Here is a 22,125-nt window from a genome sequence, read left to right on the forward strand (position 1 = left end):
TCAGGCGCCCGAGAGGGCGCCGACGATGAAGGCAGCCGCGCCGATGATGAGAACGCCGGCGAGGATCCCGACGAACAGCTTGACGTGTTCGCCGCCCTCACCGCGGCGGCTGTTGAACATGAACAGCACACCGAGGCCGATCAGGGCGAGGATGCCCGCGATGAGGCCGATCCACTTGGCCCAGCCGAGGATCGTCGTGACGCCCTCGAATCCGGGGATCGGCTGCGGCTCGGGGTTCGGCAGATCGGTGAGCACGTTCGCCGCGGCGATCGCGAGCTCAGTGATTGCGGACATGTTGTTCCTTTCGGTTATCGCTGGAGGCCAGCAGAGATGGGGAGCTGAAGATCGGTGAGGATGCTGCGCGCATCCGAGGGGGCGCTGTCGAGGGTGACGGGAGCACCGAGCCGCCACGGCTCGTGCCACTGCAGGCGCCAGGTGCGGGGCACTCCCCCGCTGATGACCTCCGCGAGGTGCCGCAGAGGCTTGGGAAGCCGGCCCGGTGCGTCGGCGATGAGGACGAGGCCGAGCAGCTGCACGACGTCGCCGAGTTCGCCCGAGGCCCACTCAGTGGCGGCGCGCTGCGCGGCCGTGAGACCCGCGTGGTTCGTGCGAGCCACGAGGACCACTCGATTCGCGATGCCGCGCTGCGCCGGCATCGGCCATGCGTGGCCGGCTGCGGCGGTATGACCGCCGAGCGCGGCGAGCGTCGATTCGCCGGCACCGCCGTGCACACCGACCCACCACACGGTGGCCGTCGCGTACTGCTGCACGCGGGGCAGCCGGTCGGCGGTGTCCGGTGCCGGCACGCCGGGCTGCGGCGCACTCGGTCGCATCGCCTCAGCTGCGACGGCCGCCGGCGGAAGCACCGCGGCGCCCTCCGTCGGCGCCTGCGGCGCGTTCGTCGTGACCCACGGGTTCGTATTGCTCATGCCCTGGGCCCTCCCTTCCAGTGCGCAAATCCCCCAGCCATTGTTAGGGGCACTCCCCCAGAACGGAGAATCGCTCCACTCTGGTGTGAGTAACCCAACCGGGGGTCGTGTCTCTTATCTTACCCCAAAGCACGCTATCTATACCGATATGCACGTATTTAACCGAAAATTGGGTAGAATCGACTTCGTGACCACGAACGATTCAGGGCTGAGCTGGCCGGACAGCGCGCTCGCCCCATACGGCGAAACGATGTCGGTGCGCGAGGTCGCCCTGGCGACCCGGCAGACGCCGCGCGTGATCCGTGACCTGATAAGCCACCCGAATGAGGCACAGCGCCTCCCCGCATCTAAGATCGGGCGCGGTTGGATCGTCGGCAAGGTCGACCTTCGGGAGTATCTGATCCGCCACCGGAACATCGGGGGGAACAGATGACCACGCGCACGCTCACCATCACCGCAGCTGCCGCCCTCGCGAGCGGGGCTCTCCTGCTCGTCGGCTGCACTCCTACCCAAGGAGACGAAGCAGCGCAGCCGAGCATTACGGCAACGCCCGGGCCGACGAAGACGTTCGCCCCCGATCAGCCGGACGTGAGCGACGACCAGGAGCTCGTCGACGAGCCCGCCGCGGCCGAGCAGAGCAAGACCGACGCCGCCGCTGCAGCGGCCGCGGTCGTGACCGCGTTCGCGCGCCCCGACCTTCCCGAGGCTGAGTGGTGGAACGGCCTGCTTCCCCATCTCAGCCAGGAGGGCGCGACCGCTTACGAGGGCACCCTGCCGTCGAACATCCCCGTCACAGCCGTGACCGGAGACGCGACCGTGCTCGAGGGCGCGACCGACGTCATCGTGCTCGTCGAAGTGCCGACCGACGCCGGCCCCTACATCGTGACCCTGACCCGATCGGATGCCTCGCAGCCCTGGCTCGCTGAGCGCATCCGACCCAAGCAGGGGTAGCCGCAATGGCGTCGACCTCGAAGCTCGGAGTCGCGGCCGCGATCGGCCTGCCGATCGCCGTCGTCGCGAGCCTGCTCATGATCATCCTGCTCGTCGTCGCGCCCGGCGCGGCCGCGTGCGGCGCCGGCCAGGGCGGCCGAGCGAACCCGAACGCCGTGCCCGCCGAGCCGGTCGCCGGCTACAGCGGGGAGCAGCTCAAGAACGCCGCGTTCATCATGAACGCAGCGCTCGACGTCGGGCTCGACCGCCAGGCCCAGGTGCTCGGCGTCATGACCGCGATGGGCGAATCCAGCCTGCGCATCATCGACCACGGCGACGAGGCCGGCCCTGACTCGCGCGGCCTGTTCCAGCAGCGCGACTCGTGGGGCTCGCTCGCCGACCGGATGGACCCCACCAAGTCGGCCACGCTGTTCTTCAACGCGCTCAAGGGCGTCGAGGGATGGCAGCAGCTCGCCCCGACCCTTGCGATTCACAAGGTGCAGCGCAACGCTGACCCGTTCCACTACGAGGCGTACCAGGACGCTGCCGAGAAGGTCGTCTCCGCCCTCTCGGGCGCGACCGGGCAGTGCGCCGGCGGCGACCTCCGATTCCCGCTCTCCCCCGGCTACAACATGACCGACGACTACGGCCCGCGTGCCGACACCGGCGTCGGAGCGAGCACGTGGCACCCGGCCGTCGATCTGCAGCACTACCCGAACCCGTGCGGGGATCCCGTCTACGCGATCCAGACGGGCACGGTCACCCTCGCGATGAACTCGCAGCTGTCGATCAAGCACCCGGACGGGTACACCGTCTCCTACCTGCACATGCGCCTCGCCGACACGCTCGTGAAGCCCGGCGACAAGGTGACGCCGGGCCAGCAGATCGGCGCCGTTGGCAACGAGGGCCAGTCGAGCGGCTGCCACCTCGACCTTCGTATCAACGTCGCGGGCAACACGAACCCGGCGATCGCCTCGCTCAAGCTCAGCCAGGCGCTCGGCGCGCCCCGCCCCGACTTCGTGAACCCCGAAGAGTTCTACAAGCTCTTCGGCCTTGAACTCTGCCCGACCGACAGCTGCGCTCGGAGGTACTGATGACTGAGAACATCCCCACCTACCCCATCGTCGAAGTGACCCTCAACGAGGACGGATCAGCGCACCTGAACGTCGCCGGCTCCCACGTCGACTTCCCGGCCGGCGACCCCGCCGCCACCAGGCGAGCGATCATCGAGCGCGCAACCGCCGTCGCCGCGCAGCTCGGCCGGCCCGTTCGTATGAACGCGACCGACCCGCTCGGCAGCTGGCAGAACGCCGTTGCTTCGAACGGCGACGTCATCGACCTCGAGGCGCAGACCGCCACGGTTCGACAGCCGATCCTTCGCCCGAAGCAGGCGTCGACGCCGGCACCCGTGCTCGAGCAGCCGACCCGCATCACTCCCCCGCCAGTCGCCCGGGCCGACGTGCCGACCCCGCCAGCCCCGGCGGCCGCACCGGCACCCGTGCGCTGCACGGTCTCGTTCAGCACCGGCGAGCAGGTCGTCGTCGACCAGCCCTACATCGTCGGCCGGAAGCCGACGACGCAGGCTCACGAGGTTGCCGTCGCGCTGCAGCTGCGCGATCTCTCGATGACCGTCTCCAAGCGGCACGCCCGCGTCGAGCCCGTCGCGGCCGGGGTCAACGTCACCGACCTCGGGTCCGCCAACGGCACGCGCGTCGTCACCGCTGACGGCCGCACGTTCCCGCTCCGGCCGGGGATCCCCCACCGGGCCACGCCCGGCGACCGCATCGAGTTCGGCAGTACGGTCGTGGGAACCGTGGCGGTTGCCGCGTGATACCCGGTTTCACGCGGCAGCTACGGGATAATGCGAGGAGTACCCCCGCGAGCCACCCCCGACTCGCCGCCTCAACTGGGCGCGCGCTTCCGGCTCGCCAGAGCCAAGGCGACTGATGGACGACGACTACTGGGCGCGATTCCCAGAAGCCCTCACGACGGCCGACGTCGCCCGCATCCTCAGAGTCGGTGAGAAGACTGCACTCCGTCGCCTCAGCGACGGCACCGTGCCCGGCTACCGCCTCAGCGACCGCTCATGGGTCATCTTCCGCGACGAGCTGCGCAGCATGCTCGAAGCCGTCAGCAACTGGGGCAATGGGACGCCGGTCGACGTCGATGTACTCGCCGACTACCCCGACGAGCTCGGCTACCGCGAGCTCATGCGGCTGCTCGGCAAGTCGAAGCCGACGATCTACGCGTGGCTCGACGACGCGACGATCCCCGGCCACCAGGTCAACGGACTCTGGGTCGTCTACCGCCACGAGCTCCGCGCAGCGCTCGACGCGAAGCGGAACAAGCCACGGGCAGAGCGACCCGCGGCCAGTTCGGATTAATCCCCTCGACACGCCGCGCCAATTGGGTTTCGTTAACGAAAACGGCCGCTTGAATGAGCGCATGGCAAGGAACGGGATTGGTCGGCCCTCGAAGGGCGACCGCGACGCATTTCTGACCAAGCCTGCCCGTCCCCTAGGCGAGCTCATCCGTGAGCAGGCCGATGCAGCGGGGATGGCGTATGGCGACTACATTGCCGCGATCCTCGCGAAGGAGCTCGGTATGCCTGAATTCGCACCCACGCCGCCGAAGCCTCAGCGATTGGAGCTATCTCTCCCAGCCGCTTAACCAGAAGTGGCCCGCCGCATAAGCGACGGGCCATCTCCAAGATTTGAGCTCAAACCCTCTCAGCCGCCAAGCACGAGGTTCGAGCTATTTGCCCCTAAGGAGTTGCCGGGTCCGCCCGGAGGCTTCGCCATACCCAACTAAGGAGTTGTTGCAGCTATCGTACCTTCACAGTTCGGGGCGCGGTCTGGGATTGACCGCTATTTGACCCACGGCGTGTCGTCGACGAGCGACGACCCGTGGGAGCTCACCCGACACCTCAGCCCGCGCGGATCGGTCCGCGTCGACGCTGAGGGCTCGAACGACTATTGGCTCACGCACTGCGTCGACGAGGACGCCCCCACGACCCCGTGGGCGATGAATCTCGCCGGCGCTGACGGCCGATACCGCTACGTCTGCTTCGACCTCGACGCGAAGAACGGCAATGCCGCCTACGACGCCTCGCGACTGTCCTACTGGCTCGACGAGCTCAACGTGCCGCACCTGGTCTGCATCTCTGGCCCGACCGGCGGCCGCCACGTCTGGATCGCCGTCGACGACGCTGGCGCCGACGCCGAGCTCGTCGCCACGATCGCTCACCTCGCAGCGCAGCTGCTCCCCTCGCTCGACGTCAACCCGCTCGTGAACCCCGCGACCGGGTGCGTCCGCCCGCCGTACACGCCGCACCGTCGCGGCGGCCGCTCCGAGCCGCAGGGCGACGTCGCCGTGCTCGAGCACCAGGTCGACGTCGACCAGCTGCTCGAGCTGCGGACGTTCCTCGTCGACGCCGGCGCGAGCATCGCCCCGGCCCCGGTCAGCCTCGTCAAGGGCATGGCCCACGACGGCGCCGGGCACCCGCACCTCGTCGGCGCCAAGCGCGACGTGTCGGCGCGGATCCGTGAGCTGATCAACGCGGCCCCGGACGACGACACCAGCCGCACCCTCGCCGCGGTGCTCGTCGGCTGCGCCCGCGCCCGCTGGCGCTACACCGACGTGCAGGCGATCGCCGAGCACTCTCCCGCTCTCGAGCACGCACGCAGCCGCCCGGGCGCGGCCGGCGCCCGCCACCCGCGCACGATTCACGACTCCGAGAAGACCCTCGCGGCCGAGTGGTCGCGCGCGGTCTTCTTCGCCGCGCAGAACCCGCCCGAGTTCGACGTCGAGGATCCCGAGTTCGTCGCCCGCGCGATCGCCGTCAGCCGCGCCGTGGGCGCCTGCCAGAGCCTCGCGGACACGAACCCCGGCCGATGGGGCCTCGACGGCGCCTCACGCGCCCAGCGCGGCGCCCAGGGCCGGCCGAGCCACCGCGCCGTGCTCGACGCGGTGTGCCTGTACCTCGTGCAGGCGGCACGCGCCGACGTCGAGGTCGACACCCGCCGGCTGTCGGCCGACACCGGCTACGGCCGCGAGGCGTGCCGCCTCGCCCTCGCAGCCCTCACCGCCCCCGACGTTGAGGACGATGCCGAGAGCGCGTGGCTCGTGCGCGTTGAGGACGCCCACGGCATCCACGGCGCACGGTTCCGACTCTCCGAACGGTTCTCCACAGAGGCAGGAGAACCGGAGTGGGCACAAGCAGCCATGCGCCCCGCGCCCACCGCGGCCCCGGCGGCCGCCCTGCGTACCTGGTGGATTAACACTCTGAGCTCCCACTTGCAGGCGCTCGCACATGACGTGTTCGCCGCACCCGGAAGCTTGGGACGAACTGCAGGACGCGCCTACGCTCACCTGCCCGAGGAAGGAACAGCTGAGCCTGAGCAGGTGCAGCAGACGGCCGGCCTCACCCGACCCCAGCTGCAGCGCGCCCTCCGCCGACTCCACCGAGCCGGCCTCGCGACCCGAACCCCTGCCGGTTGGGCCCGCCCGGAGCCGGACGCCCGGACCGCGGCCGCCGTCGAGCTCGGCGTCGACGGCTTCCTGCTCGAGCGTGCATGGCGCTACGACCTCGAGCGCGCCCGCTGGACGGCATGGTGCGACGAGGTGACCTGGCTGAAACGCCGCCGGAAGCCCCGACGCGGCTCACGCCACGGCCGCGGCCCCGGAGACGTCGCCCTATTCGGATCCGCCCGCCCCCGACGCCGCTACGCCCGAACCCCTGACGGCCGACCCGACCACCGAGCCGAACTCGCCCTCGCCGCGACCCGCGTCGACCTGCCGGCCGAGCAGAGCTGGCGCACCCGGCCGTGGACGGCCGCGCACCTCGCAAGCGACACACTCAACGAGATTCGAGCCGCTGCTACCGAGCCGGATCGCGTGCCCGCGACCGTCAGCTGAGCGGCCACCCTCGACTCCAATGTGCACAGCCCAGCTATCCCAGGGCTCGCCTGCACACAGTGGGACGACGGGACCCGGCCGCACTCCCCCGTGCCGGCGCTCGGCGCCGGCTACTACCCCACGAGCTCGTCGAAGAACTTCTGCCAGGCGGCATCCGCGTCGGCCGCCGAGGCGTGGTCGCCCAGGTTCACCCTGTGCAGGCCCATGCCCTCGATCTTCAGCTCAGCCCGCAGCTGCACGCCCTCGCCCGTCGACTGATCGAGGCGCGCCACCGTCGTGACGTGCTCGGGGTTCACCCACAGGGTGGGCCGGCCGTCGCTGCCAGGAAGCGGGATCAGCTTCATGGCCCGAAGCCTAATGAGGAGCCGCTGCGCGGCACTGCATTTCTGCGTTTTGTTTGCCTTTCCGGCCGATCATCGTAGCTCCCTCCCGTGTCTACACTCCGGGCTTTCGCGGCATATCCTCCCTCGGTCGCAAGCTCCCTCAGTCCGGTATTCCACGACCCTCCGCTCCGGCCCTCCCGGTCGCTATCGATTTCTCTCGCCGGAAGGCAAACAAAAACGGTTGACAACGAAGGAGAGAACAATGGCAACCGAAATCACCACCCGTACCGCTGGGGCCGTCGAGCACATCGACCCGCAGAGCATCGTCATCGAGGCCAACGTGCGCCCCGGCGACACCATGAAGCCGCTGACGAAGGAGTTCATCGCGACGATCCGCGAGCACGGCGTCGTCATGCCCGTGCACGGCTACCGCGACGAGCAGGGCAACGTGCTCGTGCGGATGGGCCAGCGCCGCACCCTCGCCGCCCGCGAGGCGGGCCTCGCGACCATCCCCGTCTACATCGTCGACGGCGACCAGAGCACCGCCCGCCGCATCATCGACCAGTTGATCGAGAACGAGCAGCGCTCCGACCTGACCGAGGCCGAGCGGTCGGCGGCATGGCAGCAACTCGCGTTCGAGGGCATGACCCCCAACAAGATCGCGAAGTCGACCGGCACGAAGGTCGAGCGCGTGAAGCAGGGCCTCGCCGTCGCCGACAACGCCGTGGCGACCGCAGCCGTCGTCGAGCACGAAATCGATCTGGCGCAGGCCGCCACGCTCATCGAGTTCGAGGACTCCCCCGAGATCGTCGCCGAACTGATCGAGGTCGCCAAGACCGACCCCGAGCAGTTCCAGCACGCCGCCCAGCGCGCCCGATCCGCTCGCGAGATCGCGGCGAAGATCGAGGAGCACGCCGTACCGCTGCGGGAAGCTGGGTTCGAAGTGCTCACCGAGCGCCCCCGCTGGGACAACGAGGACTATCTGGATCTGTACCGGCTCACCACCGCCGAGGGCGAGCGGGTCGACCGCGACACCCTCGCGACCCTTGACGGGCGCGCCGTGCTCATCACCGGCATGTGGCGCGTCGACGACACGCCCCGGTTCGAGTACTTCCTGCGCGGCTGGAAGGAGGCGGGCTACCGCGCCGCCAGCGCCGAGCGCGCCAGCAGCAACAAGGGGCCGATGACCGACGAGCAGAAGGCCCAGCGCAAGGCGCTCGTCGCCAACAACAAGGCGTGGGCGGCGGCCGAGGTCGTGCGCCGCGAATGGCTCGCCACGTTCATGAGCCGCAAGACGCTGCCGAAGGACGCCGCCCAGTTCATCGCCCGTGGCCTCACGTTCCACCGAGGCGACGTGTACCGGGCGATGCAGGAGGGCAACAGCCTCGCCCACACGCTGCTCGGGATCGACCCCGGATCGGGCTGGCGGGCCGACAAGCTCGCCGAGTTCGTCACCGCCAACCCGACCAAGGCGCAGCACGTCAGCCTCGCGATCGTGCTCGGCGGGATCGAGGACAACACCGATCGGGGCGCGTGGCGCTACCCCGAAGCCGACAAGGCCGCGTACCTCGCCCAGATCGCCGCGTGGGGGTACACCCTCTCCGAGGTCGAGCAACTGGTGATCGACGGCGCAGCCGAGAAGGCGACCGCGCGCGCCGAGGCAGCAGCCGCTCGTGCCGAGGCTGGCGACGACGAGGAACCCGAGGTCGAGGTCGAGGACTTCGAAGCCGACGACTTCGCCGATGAGTTCGACTACGAGGACTGACCGAACAGGCCGGGGGCGGATTCTGGGGATCGTCGCAACACAACAAACAGAACGCGGGGCCGGCAGGCTAGAGAACCTAGCCTGCCGGCCCCGCTTCAGTTGAACCTTATGCCTCTAGTGAGCCGTTCAGCACTTCACGAGTGAACACCTTCGATGCCTCGAGGATCTCGATTCCGATGAGTGTGCCATCGGCTCGATAGTCGAGCGCGACGTCCGACTCATGGAGTCGACCTTCGACAGAGTGATCGACGTCGCCATCGGCGATGTGTTCTACGAGCTGCAGGTACGCAGCGTCTACCTCTGGGTCGTACTGGAACTTCATACGCCGCCGCCACCTCCACCGCCGCCCGTCTTGATCACGGTAATCACATTGCCAGTCTTGCTGTTCACTCGCACCGTGATACTGCCCGACCGCACCGATGTCACGCCGTTCTGCCGCGAAATCACCTTGCCCTCATTCAGGATGCGCTTCACCGTCGGCCGAGGCCACAACCCCGTGACCGTCGCGAACCGTATCGAGAAGATCGCCGCCGACATCCGTCGGATCGAGCGCGAGATTCAGGCCGACCGCTACGACGCTGAGACCGGCTACCAGCCCGCGAGCGACGAGCTCAAGGCCGCCCGCGCCAAGCGGGCCGCGCCCCGGCTCGCCGAGCTGCGCGACCAGCACGAATACTGGGAAGGCGTGCGCGCCGAGCAGATCGCAGACGGCACCGCGACCGGCTACACCCGCGAGCAGATCCAGAAGGGCGACCTGGTGAAGATCCGCGGTCAATGGCGCGAAGTCGTGCGCGCCAACCCCAAGACGGTGAGCGTGACGACCGGCTACAGCTGGACCGACACCGCGCCCTATGCCGAGATCCAGGAGCACAAGCGCCCCTAGCCCGAGGCGGCGGGCCGGCCCGGCGAGGCCGGCCCGCGAGGGGCGACCCCCTCGCGCTCCCCCGCCAGCGGCCACAGGCCGCAGCCCGGCACGGAGGCCGGGCGATGAGGCCGCTCTGCGGCCCGCCCCTTCGGCGTTTGTTCGCCATTCCGGCCGATCATCGTAGCTCGCTCCGCCGGCTACGCGCCGGGCTTTCGCGGCATATCCTCACTCGCTGCGCTCGCTCCGGTATTCCACGACCCAGCACTCCGCCGGCTCCCGCTCGCAATCGATTCTCTTGCCGGAACGGCAAACAAAACGGTTGAGAGAAGGAGAGAGCTCATGACCACCACTTCCGCAGACTTCTGGGCCGACGCTCGGGTCATTCATGCCTACACGCGGGCGCAGGCGCTCGTCGACGGCGTGCTCGTCGACGCGACCGACACCGCCCGTCAGGCCGGGTACACCGTGCCAGTCGCCCTCACGCGCGGCGCATGGGCGGCCGCCGTCGAGTGGAGCCGCGACGACGGCCTGCAGGACGAGGCCGGGCGACTCTGGGACGTGCTCTGGATGGGCCTGCACGCCGCGAAGCGCTCAGGCCGAGGCCAGAACCGCGTCGAGTACACCGTGCACGTCGTGCCCAACGACGACGACGGAGCATCCGGCTACAGCCGGGCATCCGTCGTCACCCTCGCCCTGCACATCGGCCCCGGCGACAACGCCGAGCCCGTCATGACGATCATGCTCCCCAACGAGGACTGACCGCCGAACCCACTTCATCGAAGGAGCCGACCATGCCCGTCAAGACCATCGACGTCACGCCCAGCCCCGCGCAGTACGTCACCCTGATCCGCCACCTGTTCACCAACGTCTACCCCGTCGAGCACCAGCAGCTCACGCGCTACCAGCTCATCACCGCCTGGCACGCCGTCGAGCGCGACGCCCGCGCCCCGCACGCCGACGTGGCGACCCTCCCCCGGCCGCTGCTCGTCGAGCTCGCGAAGCTCCGCGTCGCCCAGGCCGCTGTCATCCCCGACTACCCCATCACCGAGGCGACCACCTACTCCGAGCTCAACACCATCGACCCGATGCCCGAGCTCGAGGCGATCGCGAAGGCCAGCCTCTAAGCCGAGCCGCCCGTGAGGGGGCCGCCGGCCCCCTCACACTCCCCCGACAAATACTTGCATTAAAATTAACGCAAGTAATGTTTGCAATACTGACAACGTGTGTAATACTGATAATGCAGATAATGCAAGTAACGCCTGCAACGCTGGCAACACTTAAAACACTTGCAACGCTGGCAACGCTCGCAACGCAATCAAAACACGCAACGCAAGTAACGCACCGAACACTGACAACGCTGGTATCACTTGCAATAAGGAGAGCCGAATGACCACAATCAACCGCGCAACGCTCGATCGCTGCATCGCCGTCATCAACGGCAAGGGGGGAGTCCTCAAGACGACCCTGGTCGCGAACCTCGGCGGCATGCTGGCCGCCAGCGGCTACCGCGTGCTCATCGTCGACCTCGACCCGCAGGGCAATCTCGCCGAAGACCTCGGATACACCGAGGACGAGCGCAACGACGAGGGCCAGGCCCTCGCCGCCGCGCTCATGTTCGGCACGCAGCCGCAGCTGCTCGAGAACGTGCGAGAGAACCTGGACGTACTCATGGGCGGCCCCGAGCTCGACAGCGCATCGGCTGGCCTCGCAGCGAAGCAGGCCAAGAACCCCGAGGGCGCCAAGCTCTCGCTCGCGAAGATCCTGGAACGGCTCGCACCCAGCTACGACCTCGTGCTGCTTGACTGCCCGCCCGGCGACGAGATGCTGCAGACCAACGCCATCGCAGCCGCCCGCTGGGCGCTCGTGCCGGTCAAGAGCGACAAGTCGAGCCGCAAGGGCCTGACGGCCGTCGCGAAGCGGCTCGACGCCGTGCTCGACGTGAATCCCGACCTCTCGCTGCTCGGGATCGTGCTCGCCGATATCGACTCGGGCGCCCACCGCGTCGAGCGCGAGGCCCGACAGCACATCATCGAACTCTTCGGCTCCGACTCCGTGGTGTTCAACACCACCGTCCGCCACTCTGTCGCGACCGCGACCGCCGCGCGCGAGCGCGGCCTGCTCGTCGCCGAGCTCGACGAGTTCGTGAAGAACGGCCCCAAGTGGTACGAGATCCGCCGCGGCGAAGCCGAGGCCACCGGCCTCGCGCCCCGCACGGCAACCTCCGTCGCCGACGACCTGCAGTCGATCACCGAGGAAGTCGTGGCCCGGATCATGGCCGGCGAGGCCGTCACAGAGCAGGAGCAGCTGGCATGACCGACGCACCCAGGAAGATCGGCGGACTCGCGCCCCGGGCGGCCGGCGGCGACGCCCCGCCCCTCGGCCGACTGCTCCGCGAGAACCGGGAGGCAGCACCCGCCGCCCCGGCGCCCGCCGAGGTTGCACCTGCTGTCGATGAGACGCCGGCGCCCGTGGCCGCCACAGCGAAGCCAGCCGCCACGAGGGCGGCCCGCAAGCCGAAGGCGGCACCGAAGCGCAGTGCCACAGCTGACACGGGCAAGGGCACGGTCACGTTCTACATGCCGAACGACGATCGAGCTCGAGCACGAGCGACGTTCAAGGCGACCGCGCACCTCGAGGGCGACGAGAGCTTTTCCGACTTCCTCACCAAGGCAGTGAATGCCGAGGTCGAGCGGCGGGAGCTCGAGCACGGCGGCCCGTTCGCGGGCGGCGACACGCCGCTTCCGACCGGCCGCCCGATGCGCAGCTGAAACCGCTGCCCGGCACGGAGGCCGGGAGCGGGGGAGGCGCCGTAGGCGCCTCGTCGACGCGGTCTGACGGCCGCGGGGTTCTACCGCCTGACCTTCGTTCCTGACGCGCAATCATGGCCGCCCGCGGTCTCCGCGCAAGCCCCCTGTGGGGGTCGGCTCTCCCGAGACTTTCCGCACGCGGTCGCTCACGCTCCCTTATTTCGCGCGGAAACTCTCTCCTTCGCCACCCTCCGGGTTGACGCTCCGCCGCTTCGGGCGGCACATGCTCCGCCCATCAGGAAGGAAGGCATCAGCTGAGCGAGGTGGAAGAGATGGTCAAGGCCTACGCGAAGCCGTCATGCGTCCAGTGCAACGCGATCCATCGGGCGTTGGACAGCAAGGGCATCGAGTACGAGGTGATCGATCTGAGCATCGACGCCGAGGCGCTCGAGGAGGTCAAGGCACTCGGATACCTGCAGGCGCCGGTCGTCGTCACTGACTCGGATCACTGGTCGGGCTTCCCGGCCGGACAAGATCGACGAGCTCACGTCGGGGGAGTGAGGCAGCATCGGCACAGATCCAACGCAACGCTATCGAACGAGACGAACTGAACCGATACCCAAGGAGTAGAGCAATGGCAACGCGAACCATCACCGGCAACCTGGCCGCCGACCCCGACGTCGTGCAGGCCGGCAGCATCAAGATCACCAAGTTCCGCGTGATCGAGAACACGGGGGAGTACCGCCGCGGCGAGTACGTCGAGCACGACACCCCGACCACGCACTACGTCGAAGCGAAGTTCGAGCTCGGCGAGAACGCGGCCGCGACCCTGCAGAAGGGCGACGCCGTGATCGTCGTCGGCCGAGAGCACACGAACACCCGGGGCCCGGACGACGCGAAGCAGTACGGCCGCACCATCGACGCCGAGAACATCGGTGTCAGCCTCGCCCGAGCAGTCGCCCAGGTGCGACGAGTCGTCGCCGACGACGACGGGCAGTGAGCGCACGGGGGCCGCCGCCGGCCGGCCCCACCCTCGACTCAGTCAGTGGCAGCAGAGAGAGGATCTACCCATGGGTGAACAGCCGGCCGTCGTCGACACAGCGCAGTCTGCGCCCAGGCCCAACGGGCCGTAGGGCCGTCGCGCCACGTGACTCTCCCGTCTAGGCGCTCGTCTGGCGACTCTCTCCCGCCGGACATATGCAGGGACGGCCCTTCGGGGCCGGCCCTTTCGACTGGCCGCTCGAGCGGCCTCCTAGGCCCTGCCAGAGGCCGCGGTTTACGATTGAGAGCGAGGGAGGATCCCGCTATGAGCATCAAGACTGCACCGTTCGCGCCCGAAGAGGTCGCGCGCCGCCGCGAGATCCTGGCCGACACCCGCCACTCGATCGAGATGGAGGGCGGCACCGTGCCCGCCGACACCGAGGCTGTCTTCCAGCGTTGGGCGCGCGGCGAAATCACCCTCGAGGAGATGGGCGCCGAGGTCCGCCGTCTCTACCCGTCGACGGCGCACCAGTGACGTCAGACGATCGCCCCTGGGAGACGGGCGACCGAAGACGAGCGCTGGGAGGGGTACCTGATCCCGGGTACCCACATCCTGCGCAACCTCGCGCCACGGCCGCTTGAGACGGTCGAGGCGCTGCGTGCGTTCGAAGACTCGAACGTCGCTGCCCGGCTGATCGAGATTCGCATGGAACCGATCGTGGGCAACTATGACACCGAGCATTGGCGGGCGATTCACCGGCACCTCTTCCAGGACGTCTATCCGTGGGCCGGCGACCTGCGCACGGTGAACATCGCGAAGGGAAAGTTCTTCGTCGCGCCCGAGCACATCCGAGGCGCCGTCGACGATATGGCCCGAGCTCTGGCCGAGGAGAGCCATTTGAAGCAGCTGCCGCCGCTGAGGTTTGCCGATCGGCTCACGGACTACTACAACTACCTCACATCGTGCACTCTGGCCGCGAGGGTAACGGGCGCACGCAGCGGGCGTTCTGGGACGAGGTGGCGCAAGGCCGGCCACCGGATCGACTGGCGATCGGGAGCGTTTAAGGAGCGCAACGACGAAGCGTCGCTCGAGGCGAGGAAGAACGACAACCTGGAGCCGCTGCGCGCGATGATGCGTGAGTGCGTCGTGTCGACGCCGCAGTGGGCGGCACGCCAGCAGGCGATCGCCGCGACACGTCTCGCGGCGGCCGATTCGGCTGGCCGCGCACCAGGTGCAGGGGCGCCTCAGGTGGGGGTTCAGAGCCCTCGCCCGGCGCCGTACTACAGCGGCCCTCAGGATCCCGGCCGTGGCTACTGAAAAAGCAGCGCGTGACCGTGCGCGGACTCGGCGTATTCGCAGCTGTGTGAAGAGGGAGCGCGGGCAAGCTGCGATGTGTGGATCAGTCGCGTGCCAGCCAGACGATCGCCGCGAGGCCCTTACGCGCCTCGGCTGAAACCGTCGCTCGACACACGGAAGACCGTGCGACACACACCTAAGCAACGCCGCAGGACACGTAACTGTGCTCACTCGTGCACGGTAGGGCGGGCTTGATTCCGAATGATGAGGTTGGCCTATTCCTGCGTAATGAACCCACGCTTCGGGTGGTCATCATCTGTAGCGGACGGTGGCGTCCGCCTGATTTGGGGGTCACGCGGTGTCGCGTTCGAAGCTGTCCATCCTCGGTGCCGTGCTGACGGCGGGCCTTGTCCTCGGTGGCGCAGTCGCCGCACAGGCGGCCGCACAGGCGGCCCCGTTCGAGAGCCGAACGATAAATACTGCGGCGCAGGACACGGAGACCGAGTTCGGGAATGACTCAGACCTCGACACCATTCCCGATGAGGTCGAACGGGAAGTGTGTGGGTCCGCCGCGTGCGCGACCGGTCTGGAAGACACCGACTCCGATGGGATCCCGGACTGGACCGAGGTCCTCGCCTCGGGCACCACGACCGGGGCCTCGCCGAAGAAGGATCGTGACGGCGACGGCATCCCCGACTATGCCGAACGCCTCGTCTGCGGTTCCGACACCTGTTCGAACAGCCTCGAAGATGCGGACGGGGACCGGATCGGTGACTGGGTCGAGTTCGTGATCTGTGGGTCGCGTGAGTGCGCCGACGGGACCGAGGATTACGACGGCAACGGGATCGCTGACGCGGTGGAGCTTGCGGCGTGTGTGAAGCGGGTCGATGATCTCGCGTGGACGGGGTTCGCGTGGCTGTGGCTTGGCGCCGTCGCTCTGTGTCTCATCGTGGCGGGCGGGACCGCGTTGATCGTTCGACAGGCGCGTCGCCGTGGCGTCGCGAACGCTGGGGCGGGTGACGGCGAGTGACCCGGCCCGTGCGTCGGAAGAGTTGGGAACCGACCCCTGGCGATAGTTCGTTCACGGGGTGGTTGCGCCGTCAATGGCGGGTGTGGTCTTGGCGGGGCATCGCGGTCATCGTCATCGCCGGGCTCGCGCTTCAGGGCAGCGTGACCAGTGCCGAGGCGTCGCCGCTGCAACTGGCGGCTGAGGCGCGACAGGCGGTCCTCGACGAGGTACGTGCTGCGGCGGCCGCGGAACGCATGGCCACCGAGAACCCGAAAGACGAGGCAGCGCCGCTCGCTGAAGCGACGTTGAACCCGTACAGCCCGGCGACCATTGAAGCTGAGGAAGTTGGCCTGGCCGCGGAGTTCTCAGGCAACGAGCTCGAAGCCCCGGTCGACCTTTCGGTGTCGGAGCTTGGGAAGCCTGCTCGCCGGACCGCCGCCGCGGAGACGCAGGGCGTGGTCGTATCGGACACGGTGGAGATCACTGCGACCGCAGCCGATGGCACGGACGTGACCCAGTTCCCAGCCGCGTACGAAACCACGACCGACGACGCCGGCGTCGAGACCGCCGTCGACGTCGTGCCCGGAGTCAGCCTTGCCCTCAAGGTCGACGAGGGCAAGATCGAAGCGAACGATCTCGATCCGGCGTCACTGCGCATGCTTACCCGTGAGACCGAGGGCGAAGCATGGACCGAACTCCCGTCATACTACGACGCGGACGCTGGGGTGGTGCGGGCGGAATCGTCGCACCTGTCGCAGTTCGTCGTGATCGGGGTGAAGTTCATTCCGCCGCCGGGCCCGTCGATCGTGCTGGACCCGGACGATGACCTCGCGAACACGACCTCGCCGTGGCAAGCCACCGAGCTGCCGTACAACTCCGCGCTGGCGACCCAGCTCGCGCCGATGCTGACCGATCGGTGTCTCGCGAACGTGGTGATCACTCGCGGTGCGGGGGTGCCCGAGGTGTCGTCGGAGTTGCGGGCGAACATCGCGAGGGCTGCGAACCCGGCGGTGACGCTCACGATCGGGTTCGACGCTCTGGCTGGGCACGGGTGGGGGTCTGACCCGTCCGAGGGTGGCACGTTCCTGTATCCCCGCGGCAACGGCAAGGACGCCGCGCTACTGTCGAGCCTCCGCACGGAAATGCCCGGGTACACGGGGCGTCCTGCTGCGGAGCGTCCGCGGACGGCGGATCTGCCGCACGCCCCGTACAACAACCTGCCGGGGGCAGTGGTGCACATGGAAACCCTGTACCTGGACAACAACTTCGACCAGCCCGTCATAGCGAACGGGTTCCAGCACATCGTCAACGGCGTCTTCACGGGCCTCGGGAAGTACCTCGAAGCGCAGGGGTTTGACTGCACGGACCCGGTGACGGGCGGGTGGCCGGCGCGCCCGTCGAAGGCTGAGATTGAACGGTGGCGGCACCTGGGCTACCAGAACTACCAGACCTACGGCGCCGACCCGATCTCGTTCGCGACCGGCAACCTCCTCGAAGACGAACCGCTGTTCACGCTCGCCGGGCCGGGGGAGCAGGAGATCGATCTCACCCTGATCTACAACTCCCAGGACGGGCGCCTGTCGCGGACTGGTGCGGGATGGTCGTTCGGGCTGGGCGGGCGTGCGCAACGCTTTGACGACGGGTCCGTGATGGTCGTCCGCGGCGACGGTGCCTCGTTCGTGTTCAACCCGGACGGGTCCGGCGGATACAAGGCCGCCGACCCCGGCACCCACCTCACCCTCAAGGAAGCCGGGCTGGGACAGCTGCAGCTCACGCACGCGAATGGTGAAGCCTGGGTGTATGACGCCTCGGATATCGAGGGTATTGGTGAACTGATCCGGCACACAGACCGGCAGGGCAACGCCACGACCCTCAGCTACGGGGCCGCGAACCCGGATGTGCACCAGTTCGTGCCGCTCACGAAGATCACCGACGCCGCCGGACAGACCGTCACGGTAGGGAACGACGCAGTGGGCCGGATCACCTCGTTCACCCACCCCGACGGGCGGGTATGGAAGCTCGGCTACGACAGCGCCGGGAACCTTGCGAAGATCACGAGCCCGGACGGGCGGGTGCGGACGTTCACGTACGACGGCAAGCATCAGATGGCCACCGCGACCGATGCGGCCGGGGTCGTGTATTTGAAGAACGAGTACGACAGTGCGGGGCGGGTGGTGAAGCAGTGGGACGCCGACGGCAACCTCCGCACCATCAAGTACGACAAGGGCACCACGACGTACACCGATGCGGAGGGCAAGGTCACGACCTTCACGGTCGATGACCACGCCCGGATCACCGGGATCACGAACCCGACCGGTGCCACCGCTACGTACACGTTCGACAAGGCGGGTAACGTGACCGGGTACGTGGATGAGGCGGGCCGGAAGACGTTCACCGAGTACGACCAGAACGGGAACCCGACCAAGGTCACCCGCCCCGGCGGGCAGGTCACCCAGTACACCTACACCCCCACGGGCGAGGTCGCGTCGACCACGGACCTGGGCGGGGACCGGACCACGACCAACACGGTCAACGGGAAGGGCCTCACCACGAGTGTGTTGCAGGCCGACGGCACGACGGTCAGGTACGAGTACAACGCGGCTGGGGACATCACGAAGGTGATCCAACCGTCGGGTGCGACCACGACGTACGGGTACGACGCCCGCGGGAACGTCACGAAGGTGACCGACCCGAACGGGGCAGTCACATCGTTCGCATATGACGCGGCGAACCGGATGACCTCGACAACCGACCCGAACGGGAACTCCACGACCCTTAGGTGGGACACTGCCGACCGGCTCGTCAGCCAGACCGATGCCGCCGGTGGGATCACCACGTACTCGTACGACAAACTCGACCGGGTGACCAGCCGGACCGACCCTGATGGGGCGGTCACGACGTACGGGTGGGACAAACTCTTCCGCCTCGTCACCGTCACCGCACCCGACGGCGGCGTCAGCAAGTACGCGTACAACCGCGAAGACGACCTCACCTCGTCGACTGACCCGCTCGGGAACCAGACGAAGTACTTGCTCGATGACCTCTACCGACCGATCACGGTGGTCGACCCGAACGGTGGCGAGTGGCAGCGCAGCTATGACGAGGTCGGCAACACCACCAGCACGACCGACCCCGAAGGGGCGACGATCACGACCGAGTTCGACCCGGCCGACCAACCCACCACGGTGGCGGGGCCGATCGGGATCACCGAGCACACCACGTACGACGATGCCGGCCGGGTCACGAAGACGGCGGACGCGGACGGGAACGAGGTCCGCTACGAGTACGACCAGATGGATCGAGTGGTGAAGGTCACCGACCAGGAAGGCTACGTCACGGAATACCTGTACGACGTCGACGGCCACCTTGTCGGCATGGTCGACCGGAACGGGAACCCGACCAAGTACAAGGTCGACCTGGCCGGGCAGGTCGTGGCCGTGACGGATCAGACCGGGGCGGTCACCGGGTACGAGTATGACCCCGCCGGGAACGTGATCGCGTCGACGAACCCGCTCGGGAACCGCTCCACGTCAACCTACGACGCACTGAACCGGGTCGCGACGATCACCGACCCGCTCGGGAACACCACCGCCTACGGGTACGACCCCATGTCCCGCGTCACCAGCGTGACGGACGCGAACGCGCACACCCGCGGGTTCGGCTATGACCCCGCCGGTCGCGTTGCGGCTGTCACCGACGCGGCCGGCGGCACCACCACCTACCGGTACGACCAAGCCGGCAACCAGACCGGCATGATCGATGGAAACGGGAACGAAACCCGTTACCAGTACGACCCCGCCGCTCAACTGGTCGAGGTCATCGAGGGGTACGTGAAGGATGCGGACCCGTCCTCGGACGTGAATGTCAGCACCCGGTACGAGTACACCCCCGCCGGGAACCTCGCGGGAATCACTGATCCGAACGAGCACCAGACCAGGTTCGAGTACGACCCGGCCGGGCAGGTCGTGAAGGAAACTAACCCCGCGGGGACCTCATGGTCGTACGAGTACGACGCGCGGGGGCTCCTCACCAAGGAGGCCACCCCGAACGGCACCATCAGCTACGGATACACGCCCCGTGGTGACCGCGCCACCATGTCCTTCCCCGGCATGGACGCGGAGTACGAGTACAGTCCGGAACAGCAGTTGATCGCGATGACCGACCCGACCGGGGCGACCGGGTGGAAGTACGACCCGGTTGGGCGAATGACGGAACAGCTTGACTCGAACGAGCAGCGTCTCGGCTACAGCTATGACGTGGCGGGGCAGTTGGTCACCTTGAGCATGCCCGAGGGCGACGACATCGGCTACGCATACGACAAGGCCGGCAATGCCATCTCGTTGACGAGCCCGTGGGGTGATGTGAGCTCGTCGTACGACCCGGTCGGGAACCTGACCCAGAAGGAACGATCCAACGGCGTCACCACCACCTACGACTACGACCCTACGGATCGGGTCGCGTCGATCACCCATCAGACCCCGGCACCGGCGGTGTCCCACACCCCCAAATCGCCGGTGCCGGTTGAACCCCTGAAGCAGACCGCCAAGGAATGCGCGCTCACCAGCGGGTACCTCGGCGACCGGGCCCTGCCGAACCTCGAGGGCGAACATCCCGACTGTGTGAAGACCTGGGACTACCTGAACCGACGAACTCAACCCGCGATCGCAGCCCCGGCGCTACCCGGTGACGAGCTCCGGTACGACTACACCTACGACCCGGCCGGCAACGTCACCAACGCCACCCGCACCCTCGGGGCACCCGTCAGCGAAGCTCCTGACACCGCGACCGATACGGCCCCGGCACCGGAAACGCCGGCCGTGCCGGAACCGAAGACCCTGGGACGTGACTTCAGTTACGACAGTCTGAACCGGCTCACCGAGTCGACGGCGACGACCGGCGAGGTCAACACCTACGGGTACGACCCGGCCGGCAACCGCACCCGTTGGGAACGTGAGAACGCCACCGACGGGCCCGATTTCACCGTCGCCGCCTCGTACAACGAGGTCAACCAGGTCACCGCGACGACCGGGCACCCGGACGGTGACGCGAGCTACCGATACGACAGTGCCGGGAACCGGACCGGGCAGCAGATCGGCGGGGTCGACACCAGCTACGGGTACGACGCAACCGGACGCACCACCACCGCCACCGATCCCGAACGTTCGAGCAGCTACGGCTACGACGGCCTCGGCCGCCGCACCACGGCCACAGACAAGAACCAGTACTCGACTCAGACCACGACGACCGTGTTCGACAGGCTAACCCCCGTCGGCACGGACAACAACGTGCACGGCGTCACCACCCTCGTCCGGGACATTGCGGGCGAGCTCGAACTCCAAATCGGCGGCACGGACACCGGGGAGCGGTGGGCACTACTCGACCGCCTCGCATCCACCGTCGCGCAGACCGACACTAACGGTGCAATCACCGACCTGTCCGACTACACCGACTACGGCATCCAAGATCTCGAATCCGTGAGCTGGGGCGCAGCAGTCGACTACACCGGTGAACCCGGCGACATCAGCCGCGGGACCAACCAGTTCCACGCCCGCACCTACGACCCCACGACCGGAGTCTGGGCTGCACAAGACACCTGGCGCGGACTGCTAGGAGCGCCGCAGACGCTGAACCGATACGGCTACGTTCTGGCCAATCCGGCGACCCTGGTCGACGCGCTCGGCAACCGGCCCTGGGATCCCGCCATCAGCGTCAAGGGCAAGAACAAGGACGGCTGGGTCTACGGACCACCCGACCGCAGCCAGGTTGTCCCGGCGCAGGATGATCCAAACGACCGCTACAACGACAGCGATGCATGCTACGACTGGGAACCTTGCGCAAAGACCGCCGAACTCGTACTGCCAGTCCACCGGACCAGCGACCTCGTCGGCACGGAACCATTCCAGGTCAACGGCCGGTTCACCTGCGCAGCCGACCTCATCTACCAATCAAACGCATACACGAACGGTTCCTGTGTCACACCCGCCACTGTCGAACACCAACGGAAAGGCGAGCGCGACTTCTTCACCGGCTTAGCGGTAACCGGCGGGATTGCTGGGTTGATTGCTCTCGGCGCTTTGGCAATTCCAGCGCTCGGCGTGCTCGGCACAGTCGCCGGTGGTGTGGCCTTTGTTGCCCAGACCGGAAGCACGGTCCATGCCTGCATGAACTTCGCCTCTCAGTCCGCTGAGTGCATCGTCGGAGGCATCTTTGTCGGCGCACCTGTGGCAGGTGGGTTCGCGAAGATTCTTATCGGGGGCCGAGTCCCGCCGGATGTTCTGGAGGCGATCTCCGCGGGCATCCTTACAGTGGGTGCTTTTGGAGACGGTACCGGCGTTCTCAACTGGCTGTTCACGAGGTAAGGA

At 67.9% G+C, this 22,125-nt stretch carries 21 protein-coding genes and 1 pseudogene; 18 read left to right on the forward strand and 4 right to left on the reverse strand.

The genetic code is table 11. The features are described 5' to 3' along the window. Entirely contained in the window at window positions 1–294 is a 294-nt protein-coding gene (locus tag LR269_RS18490) for a hypothetical protein (protein WP_231432438.1), read from the reverse strand. Window positions 295–308: 14 nt separating this feature from the next. Beyond that, a complete protein-coding gene (locus LR269_RS18495) occupies window positions 309–929 on the reverse strand; it encodes a DUF6668 family protein (RefSeq protein ID WP_231432439.1) in 621 nt (206 codons plus the stop codon). 187 nt (window positions 930–1,116) lie between these two features. On the opposite strand from LR269_RS18495, the gene LR269_RS18500 reads away from it, so the two are divergent. The 6 genes from LR269_RS18500 (at window position 1,117) to LR269_RS18525 (ending at window position 6,776) form a co-directional block, all read left to right on the forward strand. Continuing rightward, on the forward strand, window positions 1,117–1,362 hold the full coding sequence (locus LR269_RS18500; protein WP_231432440.1) for a helix-turn-helix domain-containing protein: 246 nt from the start codon (window positions 1,117–1,119) through the stop codon (window positions 1,360–1,362). After that, the gene (locus LR269_RS18505; protein ID WP_231432441.1) at window positions 1,359–1,880 is read left to right on the forward strand and encodes a hypothetical protein; all 522 of its coding nucleotides are present in this window, start codon (window positions 1,359–1,361) and stop codon (window positions 1,878–1,880) included. The genes LR269_RS18500 and LR269_RS18505 overlap by 4 nt, the downstream gene beginning before the upstream one ends. 5 nt (window positions 1,881–1,885) lie before the next feature. Continuing rightward, window positions 1,886–2,953, forward strand: coding sequence for a peptidoglycan DD-metalloendopeptidase family protein (locus tag LR269_RS18510; protein ID WP_231432442.1), 1,068 nt, complete (start codon window positions 1,886–1,888; stop codon window positions 2,951–2,953). Next, window positions 2,953–3,690, forward strand: a complete 738-nt coding sequence (locus LR269_RS18515) for an FHA domain-containing protein (RefSeq protein ID WP_231432443.1) — start codon at window positions 2,953–2,955, stop codon at window positions 3,688–3,690. The genes LR269_RS18510 and LR269_RS18515 overlap by 1 nt, the downstream gene beginning before the upstream one ends. A gap of 115 nt (window positions 3,691–3,805) precedes the next feature. Further along, window positions 3,806–4,243 (forward strand): helix-turn-helix domain-containing protein, encoded by a 438-nt coding sequence (locus LR269_RS18520; RefSeq protein ID WP_231432444.1) that lies wholly within the window; start codon window positions 3,806–3,808, stop codon window positions 4,241–4,243. 499 nt (window positions 4,244–4,742) lie between these two features. Then, window positions 4,743–6,776: a helix-turn-helix domain-containing protein gene (locus LR269_RS18525; protein ID WP_231432445.1), complete on the forward strand. Its 2,034-nt coding sequence runs from the start codon at window positions 4,743–4,745 to the stop codon at window positions 6,774–6,776. 113 nt (window positions 6,777–6,889) lie between these two features. On the opposite strand, the gene LR269_RS18530 is transcribed toward LR269_RS18525, so the two are convergent. After that, window positions 6,890–7,120: a hypothetical protein gene (locus LR269_RS18530; RefSeq protein ID WP_231432446.1), complete on the reverse strand. Its 231-nt coding sequence runs from the start codon at window positions 7,118–7,120 to the stop codon at window positions 6,890–6,892. 241 nt (window positions 7,121–7,361) lie between these two features. Here LR269_RS18530 and LR269_RS18535 point away from each other — a divergent pair, with 241 nt between their 5' ends. After that, window positions 7,362–8,864, forward strand: coding sequence for a ParB N-terminal domain-containing protein (locus LR269_RS18535; RefSeq protein ID WP_231432447.1), 1,503 nt, complete (start codon window positions 7,362–7,364; stop codon window positions 8,862–8,864). Between the two features lie 106 nt (window positions 8,865–8,970). On the opposite strand, the gene LR269_RS19100 is transcribed toward LR269_RS18535, so the two are convergent. Beyond that, on the reverse strand, window positions 8,971–9,186 hold the full coding sequence (locus LR269_RS19100; protein WP_374201173.1) for a DUF2283 domain-containing protein: 216 nt from the start codon (window positions 9,184–9,186) through the stop codon (window positions 8,971–8,973). Here LR269_RS19100 and LR269_RS18540 point away from each other — a divergent pair. The 11 genes and pseudogenes from LR269_RS18540 (at window position 9,085) to LR269_RS18590 (ending at window position 22,122) form a co-directional block, all read left to right on the forward strand. Continuing rightward, on the forward strand, window positions 9,085–9,747 hold the full coding sequence (locus LR269_RS18540) for a hypothetical protein (RefSeq protein ID WP_231432448.1): 663 nt from the start codon (window positions 9,085–9,087) through the stop codon (window positions 9,745–9,747). The two genes, LR269_RS19100 and LR269_RS18540, sit on opposite strands and share 102 nt — an antisense overlap. A gap of 321 nt (window positions 9,748–10,068) precedes the next feature. Next, entirely contained in the window at window positions 10,069–10,488 is a 420-nt protein-coding gene (locus LR269_RS18545) for a DUF6573 family protein (RefSeq protein ID WP_231432449.1), read from the forward strand. Between the two features lie 32 nt (window positions 10,489–10,520). Then, on the forward strand, window positions 10,521–10,853 hold the full coding sequence (locus LR269_RS18550; RefSeq protein ID WP_231432450.1) for a hypothetical protein: 333 nt from the start codon (window positions 10,521–10,523) through the stop codon (window positions 10,851–10,853). A 262-nt stretch (window positions 10,854–11,115) separates the two neighbouring features. Beyond that, on the forward strand, window positions 11,116–12,042 hold the full coding sequence (locus LR269_RS18555; protein ID WP_231432451.1) for a ParA family protein: 927 nt from the start codon (window positions 11,116–11,118) through the stop codon (window positions 12,040–12,042). Then, entirely contained in the window at window positions 12,039–12,497 is a 459-nt protein-coding gene (locus LR269_RS18560) for a hypothetical protein (RefSeq protein WP_231432452.1), read from the forward strand. The genes LR269_RS18555 and LR269_RS18560 overlap by 4 nt, the downstream gene beginning before the upstream one ends. Before the next feature lie 311 nt (window positions 12,498–12,808). After that, a pseudogene (nrdH, locus tag LR269_RS18565) lies at window positions 12,809–13,037 on the forward strand (glutaredoxin-like protein NrdH). Between the two features lie 73 nt (window positions 13,038–13,110). Further along, window positions 13,111–13,476 carry a single-stranded DNA-binding protein gene (locus tag LR269_RS18570; protein ID WP_231432454.1) on the forward strand — a complete coding sequence of 122 codons (366 nt, stop codon included), beginning with the start codon at window positions 13,111–13,113 and terminating at the stop codon, window positions 13,474–13,476. Window positions 13,477–13,782: 306 nt separating this feature from the next. Continuing rightward, entirely contained in the window at window positions 13,783–13,992 is a 210-nt protein-coding gene (locus LR269_RS18575) for an antitoxin VbhA family protein (protein WP_231432455.1), read from the forward strand. A 171-nt stretch (window positions 13,993–14,163) separates the two neighbouring features. After that, on the forward strand, window positions 14,164–14,775 hold the full coding sequence (locus tag LR269_RS18580) for a Fic family protein (protein WP_231432456.1): 612 nt from the start codon (window positions 14,164–14,166) through the stop codon (window positions 14,773–14,775). A 337-nt stretch (window positions 14,776–15,112) separates the two neighbouring features. Continuing rightward, entirely contained in the window at window positions 15,113–15,784 is a 672-nt protein-coding gene (locus tag LR269_RS18585; RefSeq protein ID WP_231432457.1) for an MSCRAMM family adhesin SdrC, read from the forward strand. A gap of 62 nt (window positions 15,785–15,846) precedes the next feature. Beyond that, window positions 15,847–22,122, forward strand: coding sequence for a DUF6531 domain-containing protein (locus LR269_RS18590; protein ID WP_231432458.1), 6,276 nt, complete (start codon window positions 15,847–15,849; stop codon window positions 22,120–22,122). The last annotated feature ends 3 nt before the right edge of the window (window positions 22,123–22,125 follow it).

The sequence above is a fragment of the Agromyces sp. S2-1-8 genome (assembly GCF_021129215.1).
In the GTDB taxonomy this organism is placed as follows: Bacteria; Actinomycetota; Actinomycetes; order Actinomycetales; family Microbacteriaceae; genus Agromyces; species Agromyces chromiiresistens.